Below are 23,807 nucleotides of genomic sequence, written 5' to 3' on the forward strand. Positions count from 1 at the left end.
GGGAAAAGGGTTCATACGAGAAAGTGGGTATTTTGGCACAGCTGCGCCAGGAATGAACCCGTCTGGTGTAATATCACCAGCGTTTGCCTATTATATGGCTAAAAAGGACCCATAATTCATGCTTTTTATCCTGAAAAAATTTATCGGCGGGCTGCTGCTGCCTCTCCCTTTTTTATTATTGATGATGGGGGTAGCACTTTGCTTGTTGTGGTTCACTCGTTGGCAAAAAAGCGCCAAAGCGCTATTAAGCGTGAGTTGGTTAGTTTTGCTGCTGATTAGCCTACAACCGGTGGCCGATAAAATGCTCAAGCCCATCGAGGACACCTACCCAACATGGCGTGGCAGCGAAAAAGTGGACTACATTGTGGTACTCGGTGGCGGCTATACATGGAACCCTGATTGGGCACCAAGTTCCAATCTCATCAGCAATAGTTTGCCTCGGCTGGCCGAAGGGGTACGCTTATGGCAGGCAAATCCTGGAGCAAAAATTATCTTCACGGGCGCAAGAGCAATGACCAACCCGGTGAGTACCGCTGAGGCGGGAGCGAGAGTTGCTGAAAGTTTAGGTGTCCCGCGTTCGCAAATAATTACCCTTGATGAACCAAAAGATACTGAAGAAGAAGCTGCTGCGGTGGCAAAAACGATTGGCCAGCAGCCATTCTTATTAGTGACTTCTGCTTCCCATCTGCCACGGGCGATGATTTTCTTCCGCAATGCCGGTTTGCACCCTATTCCAGCCCCCGCTAACCAACTGGCCATCGAATCACCGCTGAATCCTTGGGAGCGCATAATTCCATCGCCAATTTGGTTAATGCATAGTGACCGGGTTGGCTACGAAACCCTCGGCCGCATCTGGCAGTGGTTGAAAGGGCCGTCAGGCGATCCAGGGAAGTAAGTTTTTTGCAGCCACATCGAAGGCGGGTCGATTAAGTCGGCCCGTCTGTAATAACTGCGCTACACCATCCCACAGAATATACAACCACCGTCGCCATAGAAATGACTCCGCAACCGGAGCTCGTTGTAAGTAGTGCCACATCAGGCTTTCAGACTGACCAGGTTCAAACAGACGGAATATTTCATATTCACGCGGCGCCCAAAGCGTTATTCCGGGATTGACCATTGCCAGAAGCTGATCGCTGCGCCCATCTTTTAACATACTGCGAAGCGTAAAGTTGCCATGCACCAGTACACAGTTGTCGTTAAAGTCTTCGAATAAACGTGGCAAACATTCGCGGGTGCGGAACAAAATGCGCCTGTCTTGCATCGTCAGGCCATTATTGGGGTATTGATTGATGGTGGCCCACAATGTTTCTACATGCTGCCGATACCATGAAGGCCAGATATTTTCTTGTGTGCTATCGACGTTACCGACACACCCACGGCTATCGACACGATGCCATGCAAGAAGCCCTTCAACAATTTGATCTTTTAGATGCTCCCAGCGATCAGGTGTGCGGGTTGGCGCTTCGACGGGAACCCCCCGTAAACGCTCCATTAATAATACGTCTGGCCCCGGCGTCTCGTCATGTGTCACCACGCCGTAAACCACAGGCATGCGAATCGTTCCGGAACGCGTTAGCATGGACATTTTCCAGGCTAGCTGAGCGGCGAGACCTGGAGTACTAAAACTTTTAGCCAGCAATGACATCGCATTGCCGTCACTGTCATACAGCGACCACAAGGTGCTATTTGGCTGTTCATTGATACATTCAATCCGGCTTAGTTTTTCACCCAGCAGATGACTCAACTCCTTGCGTAGTAACTCCATGACTCATTACCCCTTACAACACTGGTGTTTTTATAATGAGCTTGAAGGCAGAGGTTGTCATCACTCTCAGATCAATATGCCTTCAGATAGTAAAAAACCGGCGCTAAGCACCGGTTTTTTTCTAAGCATTGATAACTGAGGATTAAATCATCGCTTGTCGCACACGCTCTAAATCTTCTGGTGTATCAACACCAATACTCGGGACTTCTTTCGCAACCGCAACATGGATTTTTTCACCATTCCACAGTACGCGCAGCTGTTCGAGCATTTCGATTTGCTCAAGCTGGCTTGGCTCCCAGGTCACGTAGCGACGGATGAAACCTGCGCGGTAGCCGTAGATACCAATGTGGCGTAAAAGGGAATCACCGATCTGTTCACGCGATTGTGCAAAGCGGTCTCTGTCCCATGGAATGGTCGCACGAGAGAAATAGAGGGCGTAGCCCTGCGCGTCCATCACCACTTTTACTGCATTCGGGTTAAACGCTTCTTCAGCAGAATCGATTGGCACAGCAAGCGTTGCCATACCCGCCTCGCTGTTCGCAAGATTGCTGGCAACCTGGCTGATGATCGCTGGAGGGATCATTGGCTCATCACCTTGCACATTCACAATCACGGTGTCATCGCTAAAACCACATTTTTCAATCACTTCAGCAAGACGCTCAGTGCCAGACTGATGATCAGCGCGAGTCATACAAACTTCGCCGCCGGCAGCTTCCACTGCACGAGCCACATCCTCATGATCGGTTGCCACAATGATACGTTCAGCACCCGATTCGCGAGCACGTTCCATAACGTGAACGACCATCGGTTTGCCATTGATATCTTTAAGCGGTTTACCCGGTAAGCGTGTAGAGGCATAGCGGGCAGGGATTATTGCCACAAAACTCATGGATTTTTCTCGTCAGAAGTCAGAACTCGAGCTTCAGTCTCCAGCAGCACCGGAATACCATCGCGCAGAGGAAACGCCAGATGATCAGGTTTGCAGATAAGCTCCTGCTTTTCCTGATTAAAGTAGAGCTTGCCGTTACAAACCGGACAAGCAATGATTTCAAGTAATCGATGATCCATGGTTACTCCAGAATGGCTGCCATCAAAGGCAGCAGAATAACATAACTTACTCGCTCTCCGGGCTAATTTCCCAGCCTTCACCCCATGATGCCGTTAACGTGGCGGGAATATTCCCGAAGCGAATCAAGGTTGCACCCTGCCAGCGGGCAAAATCGGTTAGTGCCTTGTGCAAGCCGTTAATCAATGACGGCTCAGCCTTAATACCTTCTTCAAGATACAGACTGATAATTTCTAATAAGTTACTTTTGCGATGCATTTTTGCATCAACTCTTCCCACCAGCACTCCTTGATGCAGCAACGGAAGAACGAAATAACCGTATTTACGTTTCTGAGCAGGGGTATAACATTCCAGTCGATAAGAAAAGTTAAAAAGTTCTTCAGCACGTTTACGATCCCAGACCACCGGATCAAACGGTGACAGCACCGCACTGTAGGTCGCTCGCAAGGTGTTTTTCTCAGCCTTTTCCAGCAATGGCCATTGGTCGCAATGCAACCACATCTCGCCAATACTCTCGACATTAACAGGAATAACGATGCCTTTTTCCTGCCATTGGGCCAGCAATGGCTTAATTGAGACATTCTTCAGACGATAATAATCTGCCAGCCACTCAGCGCGAAAAATGCCAAGGCTACGAGCGCTGTTCTCCAGCATTTGCTGTTCGGCATCTGCCTGATGAATCAGATGTAACTTGTCATCCCAGTGCGGCAGTACGCGTGAGGTCAGATCGTAAACACGTTGAAAATTGCGACGCTCAATCACCATCACCTTGCCTGCGGTAAACAAGCCTTCAAGATGTTTTTTATGCGGTTTCCATTCCCACCAGCCACTGGAACCTTTTCGTGGATGCTCAAAATCAGCGGAGCGCACCGGACCATTGCTCTCGATATGCGTTAAGAGTTTTTCGATCTCTTCGGCGTGCTCAATCATCCATTCAGGACGATATTTCCAGCCCATTTTTTCAGGGTTGAGCATCCGGTGGCGGATTAGCGAAAAGTCTTTTCTCGGTAGGAAGCACGCTTCATGTGCCCAATACTCCATTAAATCGCCCTTGAGCAAAGCATCATCTAGCCAGGTTTGCGGGTAATTACCTAATCGGCTGAACAGCACCAGATAAGGGCTGCGCGCAACGATATTGATGGTATCAATTTGTAGAAGGGACATACGGGAGATGGCGGCAACAATATCAGCAGGTTTAGCACGGCGACGAGGCTTTACTAATAAGCCTTGCGCCGCAAGGTGAAGATTGCGGGCTGCACGTAAAGTCAGTTGCGGTACGGACATGAAGAAATCCTGTCGTCAGCAAACTCGAATTCTGGTGCGATAACCTAAAGTTAGCGCACCAGCGCCAATAGTGATTGCAATAACTCGTTGGCCTGCGGTTGCGCCAGGTGTGCATCGACGGGCAAATACCACCAGTTTTCATGGCCCGTAACGAAAACACGGCACTTCACAGCATCTTTTTCAGTCATCAACAGGGCTTGCCCCGGCTGGACTAATTTAGCCACATCACTTTCACTCAGAGCCTGATGGTCTGCGAGGCTAACCGTATTAACTGGAGTTACGCCACATTGCTGCAAAGTAGCAAAAAAACGGGGGGGATGGCCAATTCCTGCCATAGCAACCACGTTTTGCAACATGCGCGCAGGCCGGTGTTCACCGGTAAGCAAATTAACCGCATCGCCCGGGCGCAGCGTCATGGCTATTTCACCAGCCTGAACATTGCCACCATTGGTGATAATTGCGTCGACAGAAGCCAGTCGCCCTGTTCTCTCACGCATTGGGCCAGCTGGAAGCCACCAGCCGTTGCCAAATCGCCGGACACCATCAATGACAACAATTTCTTTATCGCGCCCGAGAGCGTAATGCTGCAAACCGTCATCTGTAATAATCAGCTGCGGATGTACTTTTTCAACGAGCATTTGCACAGCATCACTTCGACGAGGCGCAACCGCCACAGCAGCGCCAGTGCGTTGATAAATAAGTACGGGTTCGTCGCCTGCCTGCATCGTCGTCGTGTTCTGGTCAAGCAACAGCGGATAATGCTCAGATTTACCGCCGTAACCTCGAGAAACAACACCAACGCGAACTCCGCGCTGCTGTAGCTGTTCGACAAGCCAGATAACAACCGGCGTTTTACCGTTACCACCAGCAGTCAGGTTACCCACGACCACCACAGGTACCGGCGCACGCCAGGTTTTTTTTATACCTAATCGGTAACTAAGACGAATAGCACCACTCACCAGACCATAAAGCCAGGAGAGCGGTAAGAGCAAAAGGTAGAGAGGAGATTTCCCCGACCAAATGCGTTCTATCATTGCCCGAATTGCATCCTGTGCAGTTGCGCGTAAACACCGCGATGCTCAATCAGTTCTGCATGTGGACCACGTTCCACGATACGGCCATCTTCAACAACCACGATTTCATCCGCCTGTTCAATGGTTGATAAGCGGTGAGCAATTACCAGCGAGGTACGGTTCTTCTGTAGTTCATCAAGTGCCGCCTGAATGGCACGTTCAGATTCCGTATCCAACGCAGATGTCGCTTCATCCAGAATCAGGATTGGGCTGTCACGCAATAACGCACGAGCAATGGCAATACGCTGGCGCTGACCACCTGAAAGCAGCACGCCATTTTCACCGATGATTGTATCAAGGCCGTTTTCCATCTTATTGATGAAATCCATGGCGTAGGCCATGCGCGCGGCATTCTCTATATCACTACGGCTGTACTGTTCAGTACGCGCGTAAGCAATGTTGTTGGCAATCGTGTCATTGAACAAATGGACGTTTTGCGAAACGAGAGCAACCTGATTACGCAAAGAAGACAAAGTGTATTCACGAATATCCACGCCATCAATGGTAATGCTACCTTCGTCAATATCGTAAAAACGCGTCATCAGGCTGGCGATCGTTGATTTACCAGAGCCGGAACGCCCTACCAATGCCACTGTTTTGCCAGCAGGAATGGTCAGGTCGATTTTACGCAGCGCTGGTATTTCGCGGCCAGGATAGGTAAAGGTCACGTCACGGAATTCAACATCCCCTTTCGCACGTTCAATTACGCGAGTTCCTTCGTCTTTCTCTTGCTCTGAATCGAGGATAGAGAACAAAGTCTGACATGCCGCCATACCGCGCTGGAACTGAGCATTGACGTTAGTCAGCGATTTCAGTGGGCGCATCAGTGCAATCATGGAAGAGAACACAACGGTGATGGTACCAGCGGTTAACGTTTCCATGACACTCGGGAAGCTTGCCGCGTAAATGACGAAAGCCAGAGCCAGAGAGGCAATGAGCTGAATAATCGGGTCAGAAATAGACGAGGCAGATACTAGTTTCATACCCTGGCGACGCATACGGTTACTGACTTTGTTGAAGCGCTCGGTTTCCACTTCCTGACCGCCAAAGATCAACACCTCTTTGTGACCTTTCAGCATCTGCTCAGCACTGGTCGTTACCTGCCCCATGGTGTTTTGCATGTTTTTGCTGATATTACGGAAACGCTTGGAAACCATGCGAATCGCAAAGGAAACGATAGGTGCCAGAACTATCAGAATCAGCGAAAGCTGCCAGCTATACCAGAACATCAGCACAAACAGGCCAATGATGGAGGCGCCTTCGCGTACTACCGTTATCAGAGCACTAGATGAGGATGAAGCAACTTGTTCAGAGTCATAGGTAATGCGCGAAAGCAGTGTACCCGTAGACTGTTGGTCAAAGAACGAAACCGGCATTCCCATCATATGGCTGAACAAGCGACGACGCATGTTCATTACTACCTGCCCTGAAACCCAGGAAATGCAGTAGCTTGAGACATAGCTTGTGATACCGCGCATCACCATAAGCCCGATGACAACCAGTGGCATCCATAACAAAACAGATTTATCCGTTTTACCAAAACCATCATCCAGTAACGGTTTGAGCAGCGATAGCATAAACGTATCGCTGGCTGCGTTGAGGATTAACGCAATCCCAGCCACGATCAGACCAGCTTTAAAAGGCGCAATCATCGGCCATAGACGGCGGAAGGTCTGCAATGTGGAGAGATCTTTATCGTTCTGCATTAAGTCGAACCAGCATTTGATGAAATAGCCGCATATTCTACCCATTATCCCGGGATACACCAAACCACTGATGATACCAACGGGGTGAAATTTGTGCTCTGAAGCTATTGATTTGCCATTTATCACTATTTATATCGATAGTGAGTTGGCCCGATTGCGCTGTGTCATACCATTTGTACCCCTGCAACTGGTAGCGTTGAACTACTTTTGCGGAGGGCAAATGCCAGGCGTTATAGCGCGATGAAGAAGAAAATGCAGCACTTCCAGCGACAGCACGCAACAAAGGTGCACTCGAAGATGTCCGGCTGCCGTGATGAGGGACTTGAATAATATCAGCATGTAAGGTTCCCCATCGCCCCTTCAGCATAGCTAATTCCGCTTCAGCTTCCACATCTCCGGTTAATAAAATACGAACGTTACCGTCACTGACCATCACAACGCATGAGCCGTTATTACCTTTCATCAGAGGCTGTGCGGGGGGCCACTTCACGGTAAATTCCAAACCCTGCCATTGCCAACGATCCCCTTGAAAACAAGAATGATGCCCTTCCCATAGCAATGGGCTGCGAATTTTTAGTGTTGGCCATTCACGTTGCAAACTAAGCAAACCGCCACGGTGATCCAGATGCTCATGGCTAATAATTGCTTGTTCGAGAGATAAATGGTGCCAGCGCAGCCAGGGGATGATCACTTGTTGAGCAGCATCGCCGCCAGGCCAGGCATTTCCTGCATCATACAGAAAGACTTTCCCATGGCGGACAATAGCAATCGCCAATCCATGCCCAATATCCAGCATATTCACTTGCCATGAGTTGTCTTTCTTCTCAGCCCGTATTACTGGGGTGGACAAAGACAACATCAGAACAATTACCGATAGACATGAACTACGCCACAGGGATAAACGATGGATAATGACAGCGAGCCAACCACTCAAGCTAAGAGCCTGAAAACGCTTATCGACCTCTAGCCAACCATCGGGCAATAAAGATAGTGCGGTAAAAAGAAGAGTCAGCGAACGGTCAACACTCCACCAGATATATTCTCCGAGCCACGGAGTCGACGTAAAAACGAGTGCTACCAATATTAGAGGAACCACAACAAACGAAATGAGCGGGACCGCCAATAAGTTCGCAAGCAAGGCGCTAACACTGATGCCATGAAAGATTAAAACTTGTAGTGGCAACAACAAAATCATAATGCCAATTTGCAGATGTATTAGCGCTAATGGGTACCGATAAAACCATTTCGCAGTTGCAATATATCGAGGAAGCGGCATCCACTGATACCAGAAAATAAGTGCCGCAACAGCCAGTACCGATAACCAGAAACTGTCAGATAAAACGGTCAAAGGATCATAAATAAGGATACAGGTAATGCAACAAAGCCAGACTTCCCAACCCGACCAATTCCGGCCCTGTAATCGCAAAAATAGCCATATAACAACGCCAATCAATGCTCTCACTGCCGGAGGATTTCCTCCTGCAAGCCAGGTGTAAATCCCAGCAGCAAGTACACTTGCGAATAACGGCATTCGGAAATAAATTCTGTGGGCTGGAAAAGCCAATTGCAGTAAACGACCCATTAACCAGCCAATCATCGCTGCCAGTGAAATATGCATCCCAGAAATAGCCATCAGATGTGCTGTTCCACTTTGGCGCAGCATATTTTTTTGCTCGTCACTAATCCCATATCGTTCACCAAACGCCAGTGCAAGAATAACTCCTTGATAGGGTAACGCCTGGGTTGCAGTTTCAACGACAGATAACCACTGGGCACGTAAGCTACACCGCTGCGTAATGCGCTGGGCTGAAATAATACGTGCACTTAATGGTTGGTGCTGTGCAAGAGCATAACGCTGACTATCGAAGCCTCCTTCGTTGAGTTGCCCATGCACAGGGCGAAGATAGACTTTCATGCGCCAGCGTTGCCCAGCACAGACACTATCTGGTAAATAACTACTCTGACTCCTGATACCTAAAGCTGGGAAAACAATTCTCCCAGCCATCGAAACTATCTGCATTTCATGATCTTGCTTGCCATCACTACGATTAATGACGGCTTCGACCACAACAGGTTTACCCGTCCATCCCTCAACGGGGATCAAGATTTCTCTCGCAGAAAATAATGCCCAGCTACAACAAAGCATGCTCAATGCGAGATAACGTGCCAATGGGTGACGAATGAGTGCGACACCCAATGCAGCCATGAACAATATTGCAATGGCTCGCAACCCTGGAATAACGGGCAACCACAGCAGAGGTAGAGTACCAATAATTGCACTACAACATAGCCCGATAAGATTCCTCACAGCGCCTCCTTGTTGCAGGCAGTCTGAGGTATCCTGGCATTTGCGTCAGCCTGGGTTTATTGATTTCACGAGAAGGTTTCCACAGATTTTATGCGATTTGAAAATGGGCTTAATATTTTTGCGAGGAGACTCGGAAATATAAATTTCAGACATAAAAAAACGGCACCCGAAGGTGCCGCTCTTAAGAATCAAATCCGAAGATTTAATTGCCGTAAATGTTGGCGCGGTCACGTAATTCTTTACCTGGTTTAAAGTGTGGAACGTATTTGCCTTCCAGATCCACTTTGTCGCCAGTTTTAGGGTTACGTCCGGTGCGAGGTGCGCGATAGTGTAAGGAAAAACTGCCGAAACCCCGGATTTCTATACGCTCACCTTGGGCGAGAGTAGAGGCCATATGCTCCAGCATCTCTTTAACTGCATCTTCTACAGCTTTCGCCGGGATGTGAGATTGCTGAGTTGCAAGTCTTTCTATCAATTCTGACTTGGTCATGATTCCTCCGGTTTCCTTTCAGGAAAATTAACTTACAGCTATCAATCGAACAAGGGCGGCCGTAGCCGCCCTGATTTAGTGCTCGGGCGATTACTCGCCTTTAGCTGCTTTGAATGCTTCAGCCATTGCGTTAGAGAAGTTCGGTGCATCTTCCTGTTTGTTGTTAACAGTAGCGATTGCATCTTTCTCGTCAGCTTCGTCCTTAGCACGAACAGACAGGCTTACAACACGGTTTTTACGGTCAACGCCGGTGAATTTAGCTTCAACGTCGTCGCCTACGCTCAGAACCAGAGTTGCATCTTCAACGCGGTCACGGGAAGCTTCAGAAGCACGCAGGTAGCCTTCTACGCCATCTGCTAATTCAACTGTAGCACCTTTCGCGTCAACTGCTGTTACTTTACCAGTAACGATAGTACCTTTCTTGTTCAGTGCAACGTAGTTGTTGAACGGATCTTCTGCGAGTTGTTTAACACCCAGGGAGATACGCTCACGTTCTGCGTCAACTTGCAGAACCACAGCCGCGATTTCGTCGCCTTTCTTATATTCACGAACTGCTTCTTCGCCTGCAACGTTCCAGGAGATATCAGACAGGTGAACCAGGCCGTCGATGCCTCCGTCCAGGCCGATGAAGATACCGAAGTCAGTGATAGACTTGATTTTACCTTCAACGCGGTCGCCCTTGTTGTGGGTTTCAGCGAACAGCTGCCATGGGTTAGATTTGCACTGCTTCAGACCCAGGGAGATACGACGACGTTCTTCGTCGATATCCAGAACCATAACTTCCACTACATCACCAACGTTAACAACTTTGGATGGGTGGATGTTTTTGTTGGTCCAATCCATTTCGGAAACGTGAACCAGACCTTCAACGCCTTCTTCGATTTCTACGAAGCAGCCGTAATCAGTCAGGTTAGTCACGCGACCAGTCAGTTTGGTACCTTCTGGATAACGCTTAGCGATTGCGACCCATGGATCTTCGCCCAGTTGTTTCAGACCCAGAGACACACGAGTACGCTCACGGTCGAACTTCAGTACTTTAACGGTAATTTCATCGCCAACATTCACGATTTCGCTTGGATGCTTAACGCGTTTCCATGCCATATCAGTGATGTGCAGCAGGCCGTCAACGCCGCCCAGATCAACGAATGCACCGTAGTCAGTGAGGTTCTTAACGATACCTTTAACTTCCATGCCTTCTTGCAGGTTTTCCAGCAGTTGATCACGTTCTGCGCTGTTTTCGGATTCGATAACTGCACGACGAGAAACAACAACGTTGTTACGCTTCTGGTCCAGCTTGATGACTTTGAACTCAAGCTCTTTGCCTTCCAGGTGCAGAGTGTCACGTACCGGACGAACATCTACCAGTGAACCTGGCAGGAACGCACGAATACCGTTCAGCTCTACAGTGAAGCCACCCTTAACTTTGCCGTTGATGATACCGACCACAGTTTCAGCTTCTTCGTAAGCTTTTTCCAGCGTGATCCAAGCTTCGTGACGCTTAGCTTTTTCACGGGACAGCAGAGTTTCGCCAAAGCCATCTTCAACAGCGTCCAGAGCAACATCAACTTCGTCACCAACCTGGATTTCCAGTTCGCCAGCAGCATTTTTGAACTGCTCTACAGGAATTGCAGACTCAGATTTCAGACCAGCGTCAACCAGTACGATATCTTTGTCGATAGCAACTACTACGCCACGAACGATGGAACCCGGACGGGTTTCGATTGTTTTCAGGGATTCTTCAAAGAGTTGAGCGAAAGATTCAGTCATGTTGTTAATCTTCAAGGTTCTTTTGTTTAACGTCCATTTAGCATCCCGCCGAATGGGGTTGTTTCACATACCCCGCCATTGGCTCCATGCCGACAGGGTTTAGGTTACAGGGGTAAGAAACTTACCCGATATGTCAGGATACCATTATGGCAATATCATGACAAATATGACAAAACAGACACCAGCACAATATTGACTATTGTGCTGGTGTTAAAATCTTCTGCGCATAGGTCAGCGCTTGTTTGATGACTTCGTCAATGGACATGCTGGTTGAATCCAGCACCAACGCATCTGCGGCTGGCACTAACGGTGCTACTGCACGGTTACGGTCACGATCATCACGTTCTTTAATTTCTGCCAAAAGGCGCTCAAAGTTAACACTAAAGCCCTTTTCCTGCAACTGCAGCATTCGCCTGTGAGCGCGCTCTTCAGATGAGGCGTCAAGGAAAATTTTTACCGGTGCGTCAGGGAAAACAACTGTTCCCATATCACGGCCATCAGCAATCAGGCCAGGGGCCTCTCTGAACGCGCGCTGACGGCGTAATAACGCTTCACGTACACGAGGAAAAGCGGCGACTTGAGACGCTGCATTGGCGACGTCCTGAGTACGAATCTCCGCGCTGACATCCTCACCTTCAAGGATAACTTCCAGATTGCCATTACTCGCGACAAAGCGCACATCCAGATGTGCAGCCAGTGGAACCAGCGCATCTTCAGAAGTCACATCAACCTGGTGATGCAGGGCCGCTAAAGCAAGAACTCGATAAATTGCACCAGAATCAAGTAGATGCCATTGCAATGCTTCCGCCATGGCCTTACACAGCGTACCTTTACCTGCGCCGCTTGGGCCATCAATCGTTATTACCGGGGCGGGTGCCGTCATCGTACTCTCCTCTCGCTGGAATTGCGGACCTAAAATATCAACGCCGCATATTATACGCCGCCAGATTACTGACCGTTACCTTTCCTGCCAATTATCGTAGTTAATGAGGCTGAGTGTAGAAGAATTGCGCAACTTACGTTAAAAAGCCTGGAAAAACAGCAGCAATAGATATAGAGGATGTGATATCAGAAGGGAAAATTTGTTGAAACCAGCTCCGCCACATTGTTTGGTCGGAGCTGATATTCATCTATTAAGCCGGGGTGCTAATGCGTGCTAACTGCTCGAAATAGTCCGGGAAAGTTTTCGCGGTACATTTCGGGTCAAGGATAGTTACAGGTGTGTCGGATAACGCCACTAGCGAAAAACACATCGCCATACGGTGGTCGTTATAGGTGCCGATTTCAGCAACCTGTAGCTGAGCTGGCGGAGTAACGGAAATGTAATCTTCACCCTCTTCCACCACAGCTCCAACTTTACGCAATTCTGTTGCCATTGCGCTCAGGCGGTCAGTCTCTTTCACACGCCAGTTGTAGATATTGCGCAGTGTCGTGGTGCCTTTAGCGAACAAGGCCGCTGTGGCAATGGTCATCGCAGCATCCGGAATATGGTTCATATCCATATCAATGGCGTTAAGTTCCCCGCGTTCGCAGGAGATGAAATCATCGCCCCAGGTAATTTTTGCACCCATTTTTTCTAGCACATCAGCAAAGCGGATATCGCCTTGTACGCTGTTGCGACCAATACCCGTGACTTTTACCGTGCCGCCTTTGATTGCGCCAGCTGCCAGGAAGTAAGAAGCGGAAGATGCATCGCCTTCTACCAGATAAGCACCCGGTGAGGTGTATTGCTGGCCGCCACGAATAACAAAGCTGCGGTAATCACGATTTTCGACGTCAACGCCAAATGTTTTCATCAGGTGCAAGGTAATATCGATATACGGCTTTGATACCAGCTCACCTTTTATAGTGATTTCGGTGTCATTTGCCGCCAGTGGCGCAGTCATTAAAAGCGCCGTCAGAAACTGGCTGGAAACACTACCATCAACCGAAACCTGGCCGCCGCTAAAGCCACCACGCAAACGTAGCGGTGGGTAATTTTCCTGCTCCAGATATTCGATCTGAGCGCCACCCTGGCGTAATGCATCAACCAGATGGCCAATTGGGCGTTCTTTCATGCGCGGTTCGCCCGTCAACACGATATTGTTGCCTCCCAGACACAGTGCAGCTGCCAGTGGACGCATCGCCGTACCCGCATTCCCTAAGAACAAGTCCAGCTCGCCTGACGCTTGAAGTGGGCCACCCATACCAGTCACTTCGCAACGCGTGCGGTCAGCAGAGAGCGTATAAGTCACGCCCAGAGCTTTCAGCGCGTTAAGCATATGACGCACATCGTCGCTATCCAGCAAATTAGTCAGTTCGGTGGTGCCATTAGCCAGCGCAGCCAGCAAAAGAGCTCTGTTAGAGACACTTTTTGAACCAGGAAGATTAATCGTGCCGTCGACAAGGGCGATGGGTTGTAACGTCAGGGATTCCAGCATGGGGAAAATACTCTCAACTCAAACAGAATAAAAACCCCGCTAAACAGGTCGCGGGGAGAATAACAACGAGCAGCGATTAACCGTGGCGACGTTCGAAGTCGACCATAAAATTGGTTAACGCTTGTACACCTTCAAGCGGCATCGCATTGTAGATGGATGCGCGCATTCCACCCACTACGCGGTGGCCCTTCAGTGCATGCAGACCTGCGGCAAACGACTCTTCCAGGAACACTTTATCAAGGGCACTGTCAGCTAACTGGAACGGCACATTCATACGTGAACGGTTAGCCGCAGCCACATCGTTACGGTAGAAGTCGCTTTTATCAATAACACCATATAACAACTCAGCTTTTGCTTTGTTGATTTTGTCCATTACTTCAACGCCGCCCTGCTCTTTCAGCCATTTGAAGACCAGGCCGGAAAGGTACCATGCGAACGTTGGCGGGGTGTTAAACATGGAGTCATTTTCGTTAAGCACGGTGTAGTCAAGAATTGACGGGCACGCTTTATGCGCCTTGCCGAGCAAATCTTCACGCACAATAACCAACGTCAAACCCGCAGGGCCGATGTTTTTCTGCGCACCAGCGTAAACAACACCAAACCGGCTGATATCCATCGGGTGCGACAAAATAGAGGATGAGTAGTCAGCAACCACAACTTTATCACCGAAATCTGGCGTTTCATGAGTCGCGATACCGTCAATAGTTTCGTTCGGGCAATAGTGCAAGTAGGCACTGTTTTCAGAAACCTGCCACTCGCTCATCGGTTTGATGGCACGCAGGCCATCGATTGTGACTTTGGCATCAATAACATTCGGAGTGCAGTATTTATGCGCTTCTTTTACTGCGCTGCTCGCCCAGTAACCACCATCAACATAATCAGCGGTAGTTTTGTCGCCCAGCAGGTTTAACGGTACACCAGCAAATTGGCCGCGACCACCGCCGTGACAGAACAAAACTTTGTAGTTTGAGGGGATTTGCAGCAGATCACGAAAATCTTTTTCAGCTTCTTCAGCGACCTCAATAAACTCTTTACCACGGTGGCTAATCTCCATTACGGAGGTGCCTAAACCTTGCCAGTCGCAAAGTTCAAGTTGCGCACGACGAAGCACTTCAGCCGGCAGCATTGCCGGGCCGGAACTAAAATTGTATACCTGAGCCATTTCCCCTCACCACGCTTAGAGCAATAAGTTTTATCACGCTATCGGTTTTATCACTCAGATGCAGAGGCTGCAACGGTTAATCAGACATGGCTTGGTAATGTGCGCAAAATCACACAACATAATCAACCAGTCGCTGAATTAAACGCCCGATAACCACCCGTCAGGTGACTCGTGTTGCCGTGCTGGCTTTGACCCATTGATGATGTTTACAGCGTGGACAAAGAATTTTTGTTCCCGCATTTAACGTCAGCACTTCACTACATCGAATGCAGGCGTAATCCCCATCCTCCGGCACCCTCTCGAAACGCTCGCTACAATACTCAGGCAATATAGATAAACCCGGCCTGACCAAATCATCGGGGAAGTAATAGACGCTAATCTGCCCATTGGTTTCTAATATTGCCAGCCGAACCTGCCCCAAATGCTCTACACCATGCAGGCGTAGTTCCATGAAGAACTCAAATTCGGTCATGTTTTGTGCCTGCATTTTTTCCCAGGCAAACTCACCTTCTTCTATTATTACCGCAGGTTTTCCTTCCATCAGATTTTCGAGTTTTTCACTGTGGCTCATCAACCACATAGCCAAACGATATAAGCAAGCGAGCGTCATAAATACGATGAAGACAGGCAGCATCGGCACATCGTCATAAAACGCCACATCACCTGCCGCTGAGCCAAGAGTCAGAATTATCAACACTTCAAACAACGACATCTGCCTTACGCCACGCCGCCCGGTTATCTTTAAAAACAAGAACACAAGTACAAAGGTGTAAAGGCTACGAAAAGCCACTTCCCACAGAAAATCTAAAGGGACTTTGTCTAGCGCCATCCGCTGGAGATCAAAGGTCTTCATTTATACCGCCATAACAGTAGGTTACTGACAGTAAGCATAGACTGTTATGCTAAGGCCGCCTGCGTGCTGCTGACGATGGCGTCAGTCTGCTAAAACCCGTATCATTGCGCGCTTTGCGTACGACAAAAGTGAAACCTCATGACTCAAACCTTTATTCCTGGCAAAGATGCCGCTCTGGAAGATTCCATCGCTCGCTTTCAGACCAAACTCGCCGATCTTGGCTTTAATATAGAAGAAGCTTCCTGGTTAAACCCTGTACCGAACGTCTGGTCCGTACATATCCGTGATAAAGACAGCGCGCTGTGCTTTACCAATGGCAAAGGCGCAACTAAAAAAGCCGCTTTAGCTTCAGCGCTGGGTGAATATTTCGAACGTCTGTCGACTAACTATTTCTTTGCTGATTTCTGGTTGGGCAAAACCATCGCTAATGGCCCGTTCGTGCATTATCCAAACGAGAAATGGTTCCCAATCCCAGAAGATGAGCAATTGCCGGAAGGCATTCTGGACTCACGTCTGCGCGCGTTTTACGACCCTGAAAACGAAGTCACCGCAGGTATGCTTATCGACCTGCAATCAGGTAATGAAGAGCGCGGTATCTGTGCGCTGCCATTCACCCGCCAGTCCGATCAAGAAACCGTGTATATCCCGATGAACATCATCGGCAATCTGTACGTTTCAAATGGGATGTCCGCAGGGAACACCGCGAACGAAGCTCGCGTACAAGCGCTCTCAGAAGTCTTCGAACGTCACATTAAAAATCGCATTATCGCAGAAAGCATCAGCCTGCCAGAAATCCCACAGGAAGTGCTGGCTCGTTATCCGGGCGTGGTTGAGTCAATTGCAACGCTTGAAGCTGAAGGTTTCCCGATCTTTGCTTACGACGGTTCATTAGGTGGTAAATATCCGGTTATCTGCGTGGTGTTGTTCAACCCGGCAAATGGCACCTGCTTCGCCTCCTTCGGTGCTCACCCTGATTTCGGTGTAGCACTGGAACGTACCGTGACAGAACTACTGCAAGGCCGTGGCCTGAAAGATCTTGATGTGTTCACTCCACCAACGTTTGACGACGAAGAAGTGGCAGAGCATGCCAATCTCGAAACTCACTTTATCGACTCCAGCGGCCTGATCTCCTGGGATATGTTCAAGCAAGATGCTGACTATCCATTTGTTGACTGGAGCTTCTCCGGCACAACAGAAGAAGAGTTCGCCACGTTGATGGCAATCTTTGATGCAGAAGACCAGGAAGTCTACATCGCTGACTACCAGCATCTGGATGTTTACGCTTGCCGCATCATCGTTCCAGGCATGTCCGATATTTACCCGGCGGAAGACCTGCTACTCGCAAACAACAATATGGGCTATCACCTGCGCGATACAATTCTGGCTCTGCCAGGTAGCGAGTGGGAGAAGCAAGATTATCTGGACCTGATTTCTCAGTTAGATGAAGAAGGCCACGATGACTTCACTCGTGTGCGTGAATTGCTGGGTCTGGCCACAGGTAAAGATAACGGTTGGTACACGCTGCGTATTGGTGAATTGAAAGCCATGCTGGCTCTGGCTGGCGGTGATACCGAGCAGGCGCTGATCTGGACTGAATGGACGATGGAGTTCAATGCGTCTATTTTCAGCGCCGAGCGTGCTAACTATTACCGTTGCCTGCAAACGCTACTGCTGCTGGCAATGGAAGAAGACCGCCAGCCATTGCAATACCTGAATGCCTTCGTACGCATGTACGGCGCAGAAACGGTTGAAGCCGCGAGTGCAGCCCTGAGTGGAGAAGCTGCATTCTATGGGCTGCAAGTTGTAGATAGCGATTTGAAAGCCTTCCCTGCACATCAGGCGCTATTGAACGCATATGAAAAATTGCAACGCGCAAAGGCTGCGTTCTGGAAATAAAGTAACAAAAAGAAACTCAAAGGTGCGTAAACCATAATGTTTACGCTATATTACGGGGCGATTTTTATTGCCCCGTGTTTTTATTGGCCGCGTAATAATTTCACTTGTGACTCAATGGTTAAATATTGGTGAAATATTATTAAATTAAATTACAAATGCTGTTGCCAAATTATTGAAATACTCCATTCTAATTAATCAAACAGAAGAGCTTCGAGGTTAAATATCAAATTAGATTATAAAATTTAAACTTTATTTTTATCACTACAATCAATAACTTGAACTGAAAATCAGGTAAACACCTGCTTTTTTCAGGCCTATAAGCTTGGCGAGATATGATCCATATCAAATTTTACTCTATAATGCTTTGTTAGTATCTCGTCGCCGAATTAAATAAGAGAGAGTTAGTGTGAAAGCTGACAACCCTTTTGATCTATTGCTCCCAGCTGCTATGGCGAAAGTTGCCGAAGATGCTGGCGTCTATAAAGCAACAAAACACCCGCTAACCACGTTTTATTTAGCGATAACTGCGGGTATGTTCATCTCGATTGCCTTTGTCTTTTACATCACGGCTACCACCGGTACCGCAACAATTCCGTTTGGTATTGCAAAATTGATTGGCGGTACATGCTTCTCCTTAGGGCTTATCCTGTGTGTCATCTGCGGTGCAGACCTTTTCACTTCTACAGTGTTAATCGTTGTTGCTAAAGCCAGTGGACGTATCACCTGGGGTCAGCTAGCCAAAAACTGGATCAACGTCTACGTTGGCAACCTGGTTGGGGCACTGCTATTTGTGGTGCTGATTTGGCTATCAGGTATGTATATGACAGCAAACGGTGCGTGGGGTCTGAATGTGCTACAAACTGCAGACCATAAAATGCACCACACCTTTATTGAAGCTGTGTGCCTGGGTATTTTGGCTAACCTGATGGTCTGTCTGGCTGTCTGGATGAGCTACTCAGGTCGCAGTTTGATGGACAAGATGTTTGCTATGATCCTCCCGGTCGCCATGTTTGTCGCTAGTGGTTTTGAGCACAGTATCGCAAACATGTTCATGATCCCTATGGGTATTGTAGTACGCAACTTTGCAAGCCCGGAATTCTGGACCGCAGTTGGGTCGTCTCCGGACAATTTCACACACTTGACCGTGTTGAACTTCATCACTGATAACTTAATCCCCGTGACAATCGGGAACATCATCGGTGGTGGTTTACTGGTTGGGTTGACGTACTGGGTAATTTATCTGCGCGGTGGTGATAAGCACTAAGTGCTAACCATTGTGTAGGGAATAAGAAATCCACATTAGAAGGTAGGTGTTAAATGTCCGAGCTTAATGAGAAGTTAGCCACAGCCTGGGAAGGTTTTGCCAAAGGCGACTGGCAGAATGAAGTCAACGTGCGTGACTTTATTCAGAAAAACTACACCCCTTACGAGGGTGACGAGTCCTTCCTGGCAGGTGCTACTGAAGCAACTACCACTTTGTGGGACAGCGTCATGGAAGGCGTTAAACAGGAAAACCGCACTCACGCGCCTGTTGACTTCGACACTGACCTCGCATCCACCATCACCTCTCATGATGCTGGTTACATCAACAAGTCCCTCGAAACTATCGTGGGTCTGCAGACTGATGCTCCGCTGAAACGTGCAATTATTCCGTTCGGCGGCATCAAAATGGTTGAAGGTTCTTGCAAAGTATACGGTCGTGAACTTGACCCAATGCTTAAAAAGATCTTCACCGAATACCGTAAAACCCACAACCAGGGTGTGTTTGACGTTTATACCAAAGACATCCTGAACTGCCGTAAATCAGGCGTAATCACCGGTCTGCCGGATGCTTATGGTCGTGGTCGTATCATCGGTGACTACCGTCGCGTTGCGCTGTACGGTATCGACTTCCTGATGAAAGACAAATTTGCTCAGTTCAACTCTCTGCAGACCAAACTGGAAAACGGCGAAGATCTGGAAGCAACTATTCGTCTGCGCGAAGAAATCTCCGAGCAACACCGTGCTCTGGGTCAGATCAAAGAAATGGCTGCTAAATATGGCTGCGATATCTCTGGTCCTGCTAAAAATGCTCAAGAAGCTATTCAGTGGACTTACTTCGGCTACCTGGCTGCAGTTAAATCTCAGAACGGCGCTGCAATGTCCTTCGGTCGCGTATCCACCTTCCTGGATGCATTCATCGAACGTGATCTGAAAGCAGGCAAAATTACTGAGCTTGAAGCACAGGAAATGATTGACCACCTGGTCATGAAACTGCGTATGGTTCGCTTCCTGCGTACCCCTGAGTATGATGAGCTGTTCTCTGGTGACCCAATCTGGGCGACCGAATCTATCGCCGGTATGGGTGTAGATGGCCGTACTCTGGTTACTAAATCTAGCTTCCGTTTCCTGAACACCCTGTACACCATGGGGCCGTCTCCGGAGCCGAACATCACTATTCTGTGGTCTGAAAAACTGCCACTGAACTTCAAGAAGTTCGCAGCTAAAGTTTCCATCGACACCTCTTCTCTGCAATACGAGAACGATGATCTGATGCGCCCTGACTTCAACAACGACGACTACGCGATTGCTTGTTGCGTAAGCCCAATGGTTGTTGGTAAGCAAATGCAATTCTTCGGTGCTCGTGCTAACCTCGCGAAAACCATGCTGTATGCAATCAACGGCGGCGTTGATGAAAAACTGAAACTGCAGATCGGTCCTAAAGAAGCACCAATCATGGCTGATGTTCTGGACTACGATAACGTTCTGGATCGTCTTGACCACTTCATGGACTGGTTGGCTAAACAGTACGTCACTGCGCTGAACATCATTCACTACATGCATGATAAGTACAGCTACGAAGCGTCTCTGATGGCTCTGCATGACCGTGACGTTGTTCGCACCATGGCTTGTGGTATCGCGGGTCTGTCTGTTGCAGCTGACTCCCTGTCTGCAATCAAATACGCGAAAGTTAAACCAATTCGTGACGAAGACGGCCTGGCTGTAGACTTCGAAATCGAAGGCGAATACCCAATGTTCGGTAACAACGATTCTCGCGTAGATGATATCGCTGTTGACCTGGTAGAACGTTTCATGAAGAAAATTCAGAAACTGACTACTTACCGTAACGCTATCCCGACTCAGTCTGTTCTGACCATCACCTCTAACGTGGTTTATGGTAAGAAAACTGGTAACACCCCAGACGGTCGTCGCGCTGGCGCTCCATTCGGTCCAGGTGCTAACCCAATGCACGGTCGTGACCAGAAAGGTGCTGTTGCCTCTCTGACTTCCGTTGCTAAACTGCCGTTTGCTTACGCTAAAGATGGTATCTCTTACACCTTCTCTATCGTTCCTAACGCACTGGGTAAAGACGACGAAGTTCGTAAAACTAACCTCGCGGGTCTGATGGATGGTTACTTCCACCACGAAGCGTCCATCGAAGGTGGTCAACACCTGAACGTGAACGTTATGAACCGTGAAATGCTGCTGGATGCGATGGAACACCCTGAGAAATATCCTCAGCTGACCATCCGTGTATCTGGTTACGCTGTACGTTTTAACTCCCTGACTAAAGAACAACAGCAGGACGTTATTACCCGTACCTTCACTCAAACCATGTAATTTCCGGTTTGTCTGAAAAGGCGTAGAATAAAGGCTCTCCTTATGGGGGGCCTTTTCTTATGTATATCCGTTAGCATTCGAGTTGCAGGGGTGTTGGCTGCACTCCCTCACCCCTGCAGCTTGAAGGATGACGGGTATATGAACCGATTTTGCAAGATAACTGCTACGTTTAAGTTATCTCGCAAAATTGATTCGACGCGGCAAGGATTTTATTCGACCGCGCTCAACCTGGTTCTTGCTTAAAAGCATGAACCAATACTGGAGAGAACACCGCAATGTCAGTAATTGGCCGAATTCATTCCTTTGAATCCTGCGGTACCGTGGATGGTCCCGGTATTCGTTTTATCACCTTCTTCCAGGGCTGCCTGATGCGCTGCCTGTATTGCCATAACCGTGATACATGGGACACACACGGCGGCAAAGAAATTACCGTTGAAGAACTGATGAAAGAAGTGGTGACCTATCGCCACTTTATGAACGCTTCTGGTGGTGGTGTAACAGCCTCAGGCGGCGAAGCTATGCTACAAGCGGAATTTGTTCGTGACTGGTTCCGCGCCTGCCGCAAAGAAGGTATCCATACCTGTCTTGATACCAATGGATTTGTGCGCCGTTATGATCCGGTAGTCGATGAATTGTTGGAAGTGACCGATCTGGTGATGCTGGATTTAAAACAGATGAACGATGAAATTCACCAGAACCTGGTGGGTGTTTCTAACCATCGTACTCTGGAATTTGCACGCTATCTGAAAGATAAAAACGTTAACGTCTGGATTCGTTATGTTGTCGTGCCTGGTTGGTCTGACGATGATGATTCCGCGCATCGCCTTGGCGAATTTACCCGCGATATGGGCAACGTCGAGAAAATTGAGCTATTGCCTTACCACGAACTGGGCAAGCACAAATGGGTAGCGATGGGCGAAGAGTACAAACTTGATGGCGTACATCCACCGAAGAAAGAGACTATGGAACGCGTAAAAAGCATTCTGGAACAGTATGGTCACAAGGTGATGTACTAAGTTTTCGATTGCAGTATCGTCGCTCTGTGCAACAAGCCCCTCCACACCGAGGGGCTTTTTTGTATTTCAATATCAGGCGTGGGCAATGGGTGTTGAATGGGGGCCCGCTTTACGCAGCAGCATCAGTAAGTAGATAAATGCGACGCCAGCTATCATTACGAACAGCAAGTTATCCGAGAAACTTTGCATCAGCATTGAGGTAAACGTTGGACCAAGCAAACTACCTACGGTATAGCTGAGTAACAGAGCCTGGTTCATTGCTACCAGCTGATGATGTTCAACTTTCTCACAGGCCCATGCCATCGCCACGGGATAAAGTGTAAAACCGGCCGCTCCCAGCACAAACAATGTAGGCCCCATCGCCGCATTACTTAGCATTGCCATGCAACCAAGTATCACAATAAATACCTGAACACGTAGCACCAGTAAACGGCCAAAGCGATCGGCCAGGCGCCCTACCGGCCACTGCCCGACAATACCGGCACTGACCATCACCGCCATCCAGAAACCAATACCGGCATCGCTCACACCTTTATGGTTCAAATACAGCGGCATTAATCCGTATAACGAACCGAGAACAATCCCTGAAATAATACAACCGTTCACGCCAAGACGCGCATAGCGCAGACGCAACATTGGCCAGACAAGCGTTGCTTCCTGGTTTTCGTTGCGATCATTCACTATGCGGGTAAACAGCAGCGGAAGAATCGCAGTCAGAATAAGTGCGGTCACCCACGGTAATACGCTGGCTAAATCCGTTGGCATCTTGCTTATCATCAATTGACCCAGTACGGTGCCAACGTAATAAACCATCATGTAGGCCGCCAGCAAGCGCCCGCGGTTGTGGGAAGTGCCGCTACACATCAGCGCGCTTTCAACCACCACCCAAATCATCGCGCAGCCGATACCCGCTACAAAGCGCCACATCATCCAGCTCCAGAAGCCGGTCATCAGCCCCAAACCTGCACAACCCGCTGCAAAAATCAGCGAGGCAAGATAGTAGCTACGGTTAAACCCCTGACGCTTAATTAGCCACCCGGTCAGCAAAGTACCCGCCAGGTTTCCTGTAAAGTACGACGACCCCACCATCCCGACTTGCCAGGTTGGAAGATTTTCGTGAGCTAACCAAAGCGGGACCAGAGTATTTAAAACCGCTATCGCCAGGGTCAAAAGCATCAGACCACAGAGCAAAAGCATCACTGGCCGGGTATAGGTGGACATGTAGAAACCGCGAGGAAGAGAATAATTTGTGCGCATCATGCCACTGGGAAAATGATTGTCAATCCAGTGCTGGCGTGGCCTGGCACGATTTGAAAACTGTCGATTTGAAAAACTTATCTTACTTGTGAGCAAAGCATATAGACGAAATGCTATCTCTCTGTTTTTGATAGGATCAGG

General features: G+C 48.7%; 19 protein-coding genes. 5 read left to right on the top strand and 14 right to left on the bottom strand.

The window, feature by feature from the left end:
• Positions 1-118: 118 nt before the first annotated feature.
• A complete protein-coding gene (elyC, locus tag IX31_RS06195) occupies positions 119-895 on the top strand; it encodes an envelope biogenesis factor ElyC (RefSeq protein ID WP_034456351.1) in 777 nt (258 codons plus the stop codon).
• On the opposite strand, the gene IX31_RS06200 is transcribed toward elyC, so the two are convergent.
• From IX31_RS06200 to IX31_RS06260, 13 genes are all read right to left on the bottom strand, one after another.
• Positions 875-1,768 carry a YcbJ family phosphotransferase gene (locus IX31_RS06200; protein WP_034456353.1) on the bottom strand — a complete coding sequence of 298 codons (894 nt, stop codon included), beginning with the start codon at positions 1,766-1,768 and terminating at the stop codon, positions 875-877. The two genes, elyC and IX31_RS06200, sit on opposite strands and share 21 nt — an antisense overlap.
• A gap of 142 nt (positions 1,769-1,910) precedes the next feature.
• A complete protein-coding gene (gene kdsB / locus IX31_RS06205) occupies positions 1,911-2,657 on the bottom strand; it encodes a 3-deoxy-manno-octulosonate cytidylyltransferase (RefSeq protein ID WP_034456354.1) in 747 nt (248 codons plus the stop codon).
• Positions 2,654-2,836 (bottom strand): protein YcaR, encoded by a 183-nt coding sequence (ycaR, locus tag IX31_RS06210; protein ID WP_034456356.1) that lies wholly within the window; start codon positions 2,834-2,836, stop codon positions 2,654-2,656. Before ycaR ends, kdsB begins: the two co-directional genes overlap by 4 nt.
• A 46-nt stretch (positions 2,837-2,882) precedes the next feature.
• The gene (locus IX31_RS06215) at positions 2,883-4,118 is read right to left on the bottom strand and encodes a winged helix-turn-helix domain-containing protein (protein WP_034456359.1); all 1,236 of its coding nucleotides are present in this window, start codon (positions 4,116-4,118) and stop codon (positions 2,883-2,885) included.
• Positions 4,119-4,168: 50 nt separating this feature from the next.
• Positions 4,169-5,152 carry a tetraacyldisaccharide 4'-kinase gene (gene lpxK / locus IX31_RS06220; protein WP_034456361.1) on the bottom strand — a complete coding sequence of 328 codons (984 nt, stop codon included), beginning with the start codon at positions 5,150-5,152 and terminating at the stop codon, positions 4,169-4,171.
• Positions 5,149-6,897, bottom strand: coding sequence for a lipid A ABC transporter ATP-binding protein/permease MsbA (gene msbA / locus IX31_RS06225; protein WP_034456363.1), 1,749 nt, complete (start codon positions 6,895-6,897; stop codon positions 5,149-5,151). Before msbA ends, lpxK begins: the two co-directional genes overlap by 4 nt.
• A gap of 37 nt (positions 6,898-6,934) precedes the next feature.
• Positions 6,935-9,205, bottom strand: coding sequence for a ComEC family protein (locus IX31_RS06230; protein ID WP_034456365.1), 2,271 nt, complete (start codon positions 9,203-9,205; stop codon positions 6,935-6,937).
• Positions 9,206-9,407: 202 nt separating this feature from the next.
• Positions 9,408-9,695, bottom strand: coding sequence for an integration host factor subunit beta (ihfB, locus tag IX31_RS06235; RefSeq protein ID WP_034456367.1), 288 nt, complete (start codon positions 9,693-9,695; stop codon positions 9,408-9,410).
• 90 nt (positions 9,696-9,785) lie between these two features.
• Positions 9,786-11,477 (bottom strand): 30S ribosomal protein S1, encoded by a 1,692-nt coding sequence (gene rpsA, locus IX31_RS06240; protein ID WP_277813396.1) that lies wholly within the window; start codon positions 11,475-11,477, stop codon positions 9,786-9,788.
• Positions 11,478-11,658: 181 nt separating this feature from the next.
• On the bottom strand, positions 11,659-12,345 hold the full coding sequence (gene cmk / locus IX31_RS06245) for a (d)CMP kinase (protein ID WP_034456370.1): 687 nt from the start codon (positions 12,343-12,345) through the stop codon (positions 11,659-11,661).
• Between the two features lie 250 nt (positions 12,346-12,595).
• A complete protein-coding gene (gene aroA / locus IX31_RS06250) occupies positions 12,596-13,879 on the bottom strand; it encodes a 3-phosphoshikimate 1-carboxyvinyltransferase (protein WP_034457199.1) in 1,284 nt (427 codons plus the stop codon).
• A gap of 79 nt (positions 13,880-13,958) precedes the next feature.
• Positions 13,959-15,044, bottom strand: coding sequence for a 3-phosphoserine/phosphohydroxythreonine transaminase (serC, locus tag IX31_RS06255; RefSeq protein ID WP_034456372.1), 1,086 nt, complete (start codon positions 15,042-15,044; stop codon positions 13,959-13,961).
• 160 nt (positions 15,045-15,204) lie between these two features.
• Positions 15,205-15,897, bottom strand: a complete 693-nt coding sequence (locus tag IX31_RS06260; RefSeq protein ID WP_034456374.1) for a DUF421 domain-containing protein — start codon at positions 15,895-15,897, stop codon at positions 15,205-15,207.
• A 138-nt stretch (positions 15,898-16,035) separates the two neighbouring features.
• Between IX31_RS06260 and ycaO the strand changes: the two genes are divergently transcribed.
• From ycaO to pflA, 4 genes are all read left to right on the top strand, one after another.
• Positions 16,036-17,793, top strand: coding sequence for a 30S ribosomal protein S12 methylthiotransferase accessory factor YcaO (gene ycaO / locus IX31_RS06265; protein ID WP_034456376.1), 1,758 nt, complete (start codon positions 16,036-16,038; stop codon positions 17,791-17,793).
• A 406-nt stretch (positions 17,794-18,199) separates the two neighbouring features.
• Positions 18,200-19,057, top strand: coding sequence for a formate transporter FocA (gene focA / locus IX31_RS06270; protein ID WP_034456378.1), 858 nt, complete (start codon positions 18,200-18,202; stop codon positions 19,055-19,057).
• Between the two features lie 53 nt (positions 19,058-19,110).
• Positions 19,111-21,393, top strand: a complete 2,283-nt coding sequence (pflB, locus tag IX31_RS06275) for a formate C-acetyltransferase (RefSeq protein ID WP_034456379.1) — start codon at positions 19,111-19,113, stop codon at positions 21,391-21,393.
• Positions 21,394-21,668: 275 nt separating this feature from the next.
• Positions 21,669-22,409, top strand: a complete 741-nt coding sequence (pflA, locus tag IX31_RS06280) for a pyruvate formate lyase 1-activating protein (protein WP_034456380.1) — start codon at positions 21,669-21,671, stop codon at positions 22,407-22,409.
• Positions 22,410-22,481: 72 nt separating this feature from the next.
• Here the strand turns inward: pflA and IX31_RS06285 are convergent, their stop codons facing one another.
• On the bottom strand, positions 22,482-23,630 hold the full coding sequence (locus tag IX31_RS06285) for an MFS transporter (protein WP_034457201.1): 1,149 nt from the start codon (positions 23,628-23,630) through the stop codon (positions 22,482-22,484).
• Positions 23,631-23,807: the final 177 nt, after the last annotated feature.

It is taken from the genome of Buttiauxella noackiae, from assembly GCF_000737905.1.
GTDB classification, from domain to species: Bacteria; Pseudomonadota; Gammaproteobacteria; order Enterobacterales; family Enterobacteriaceae; genus Buttiauxella; species Buttiauxella noackiae.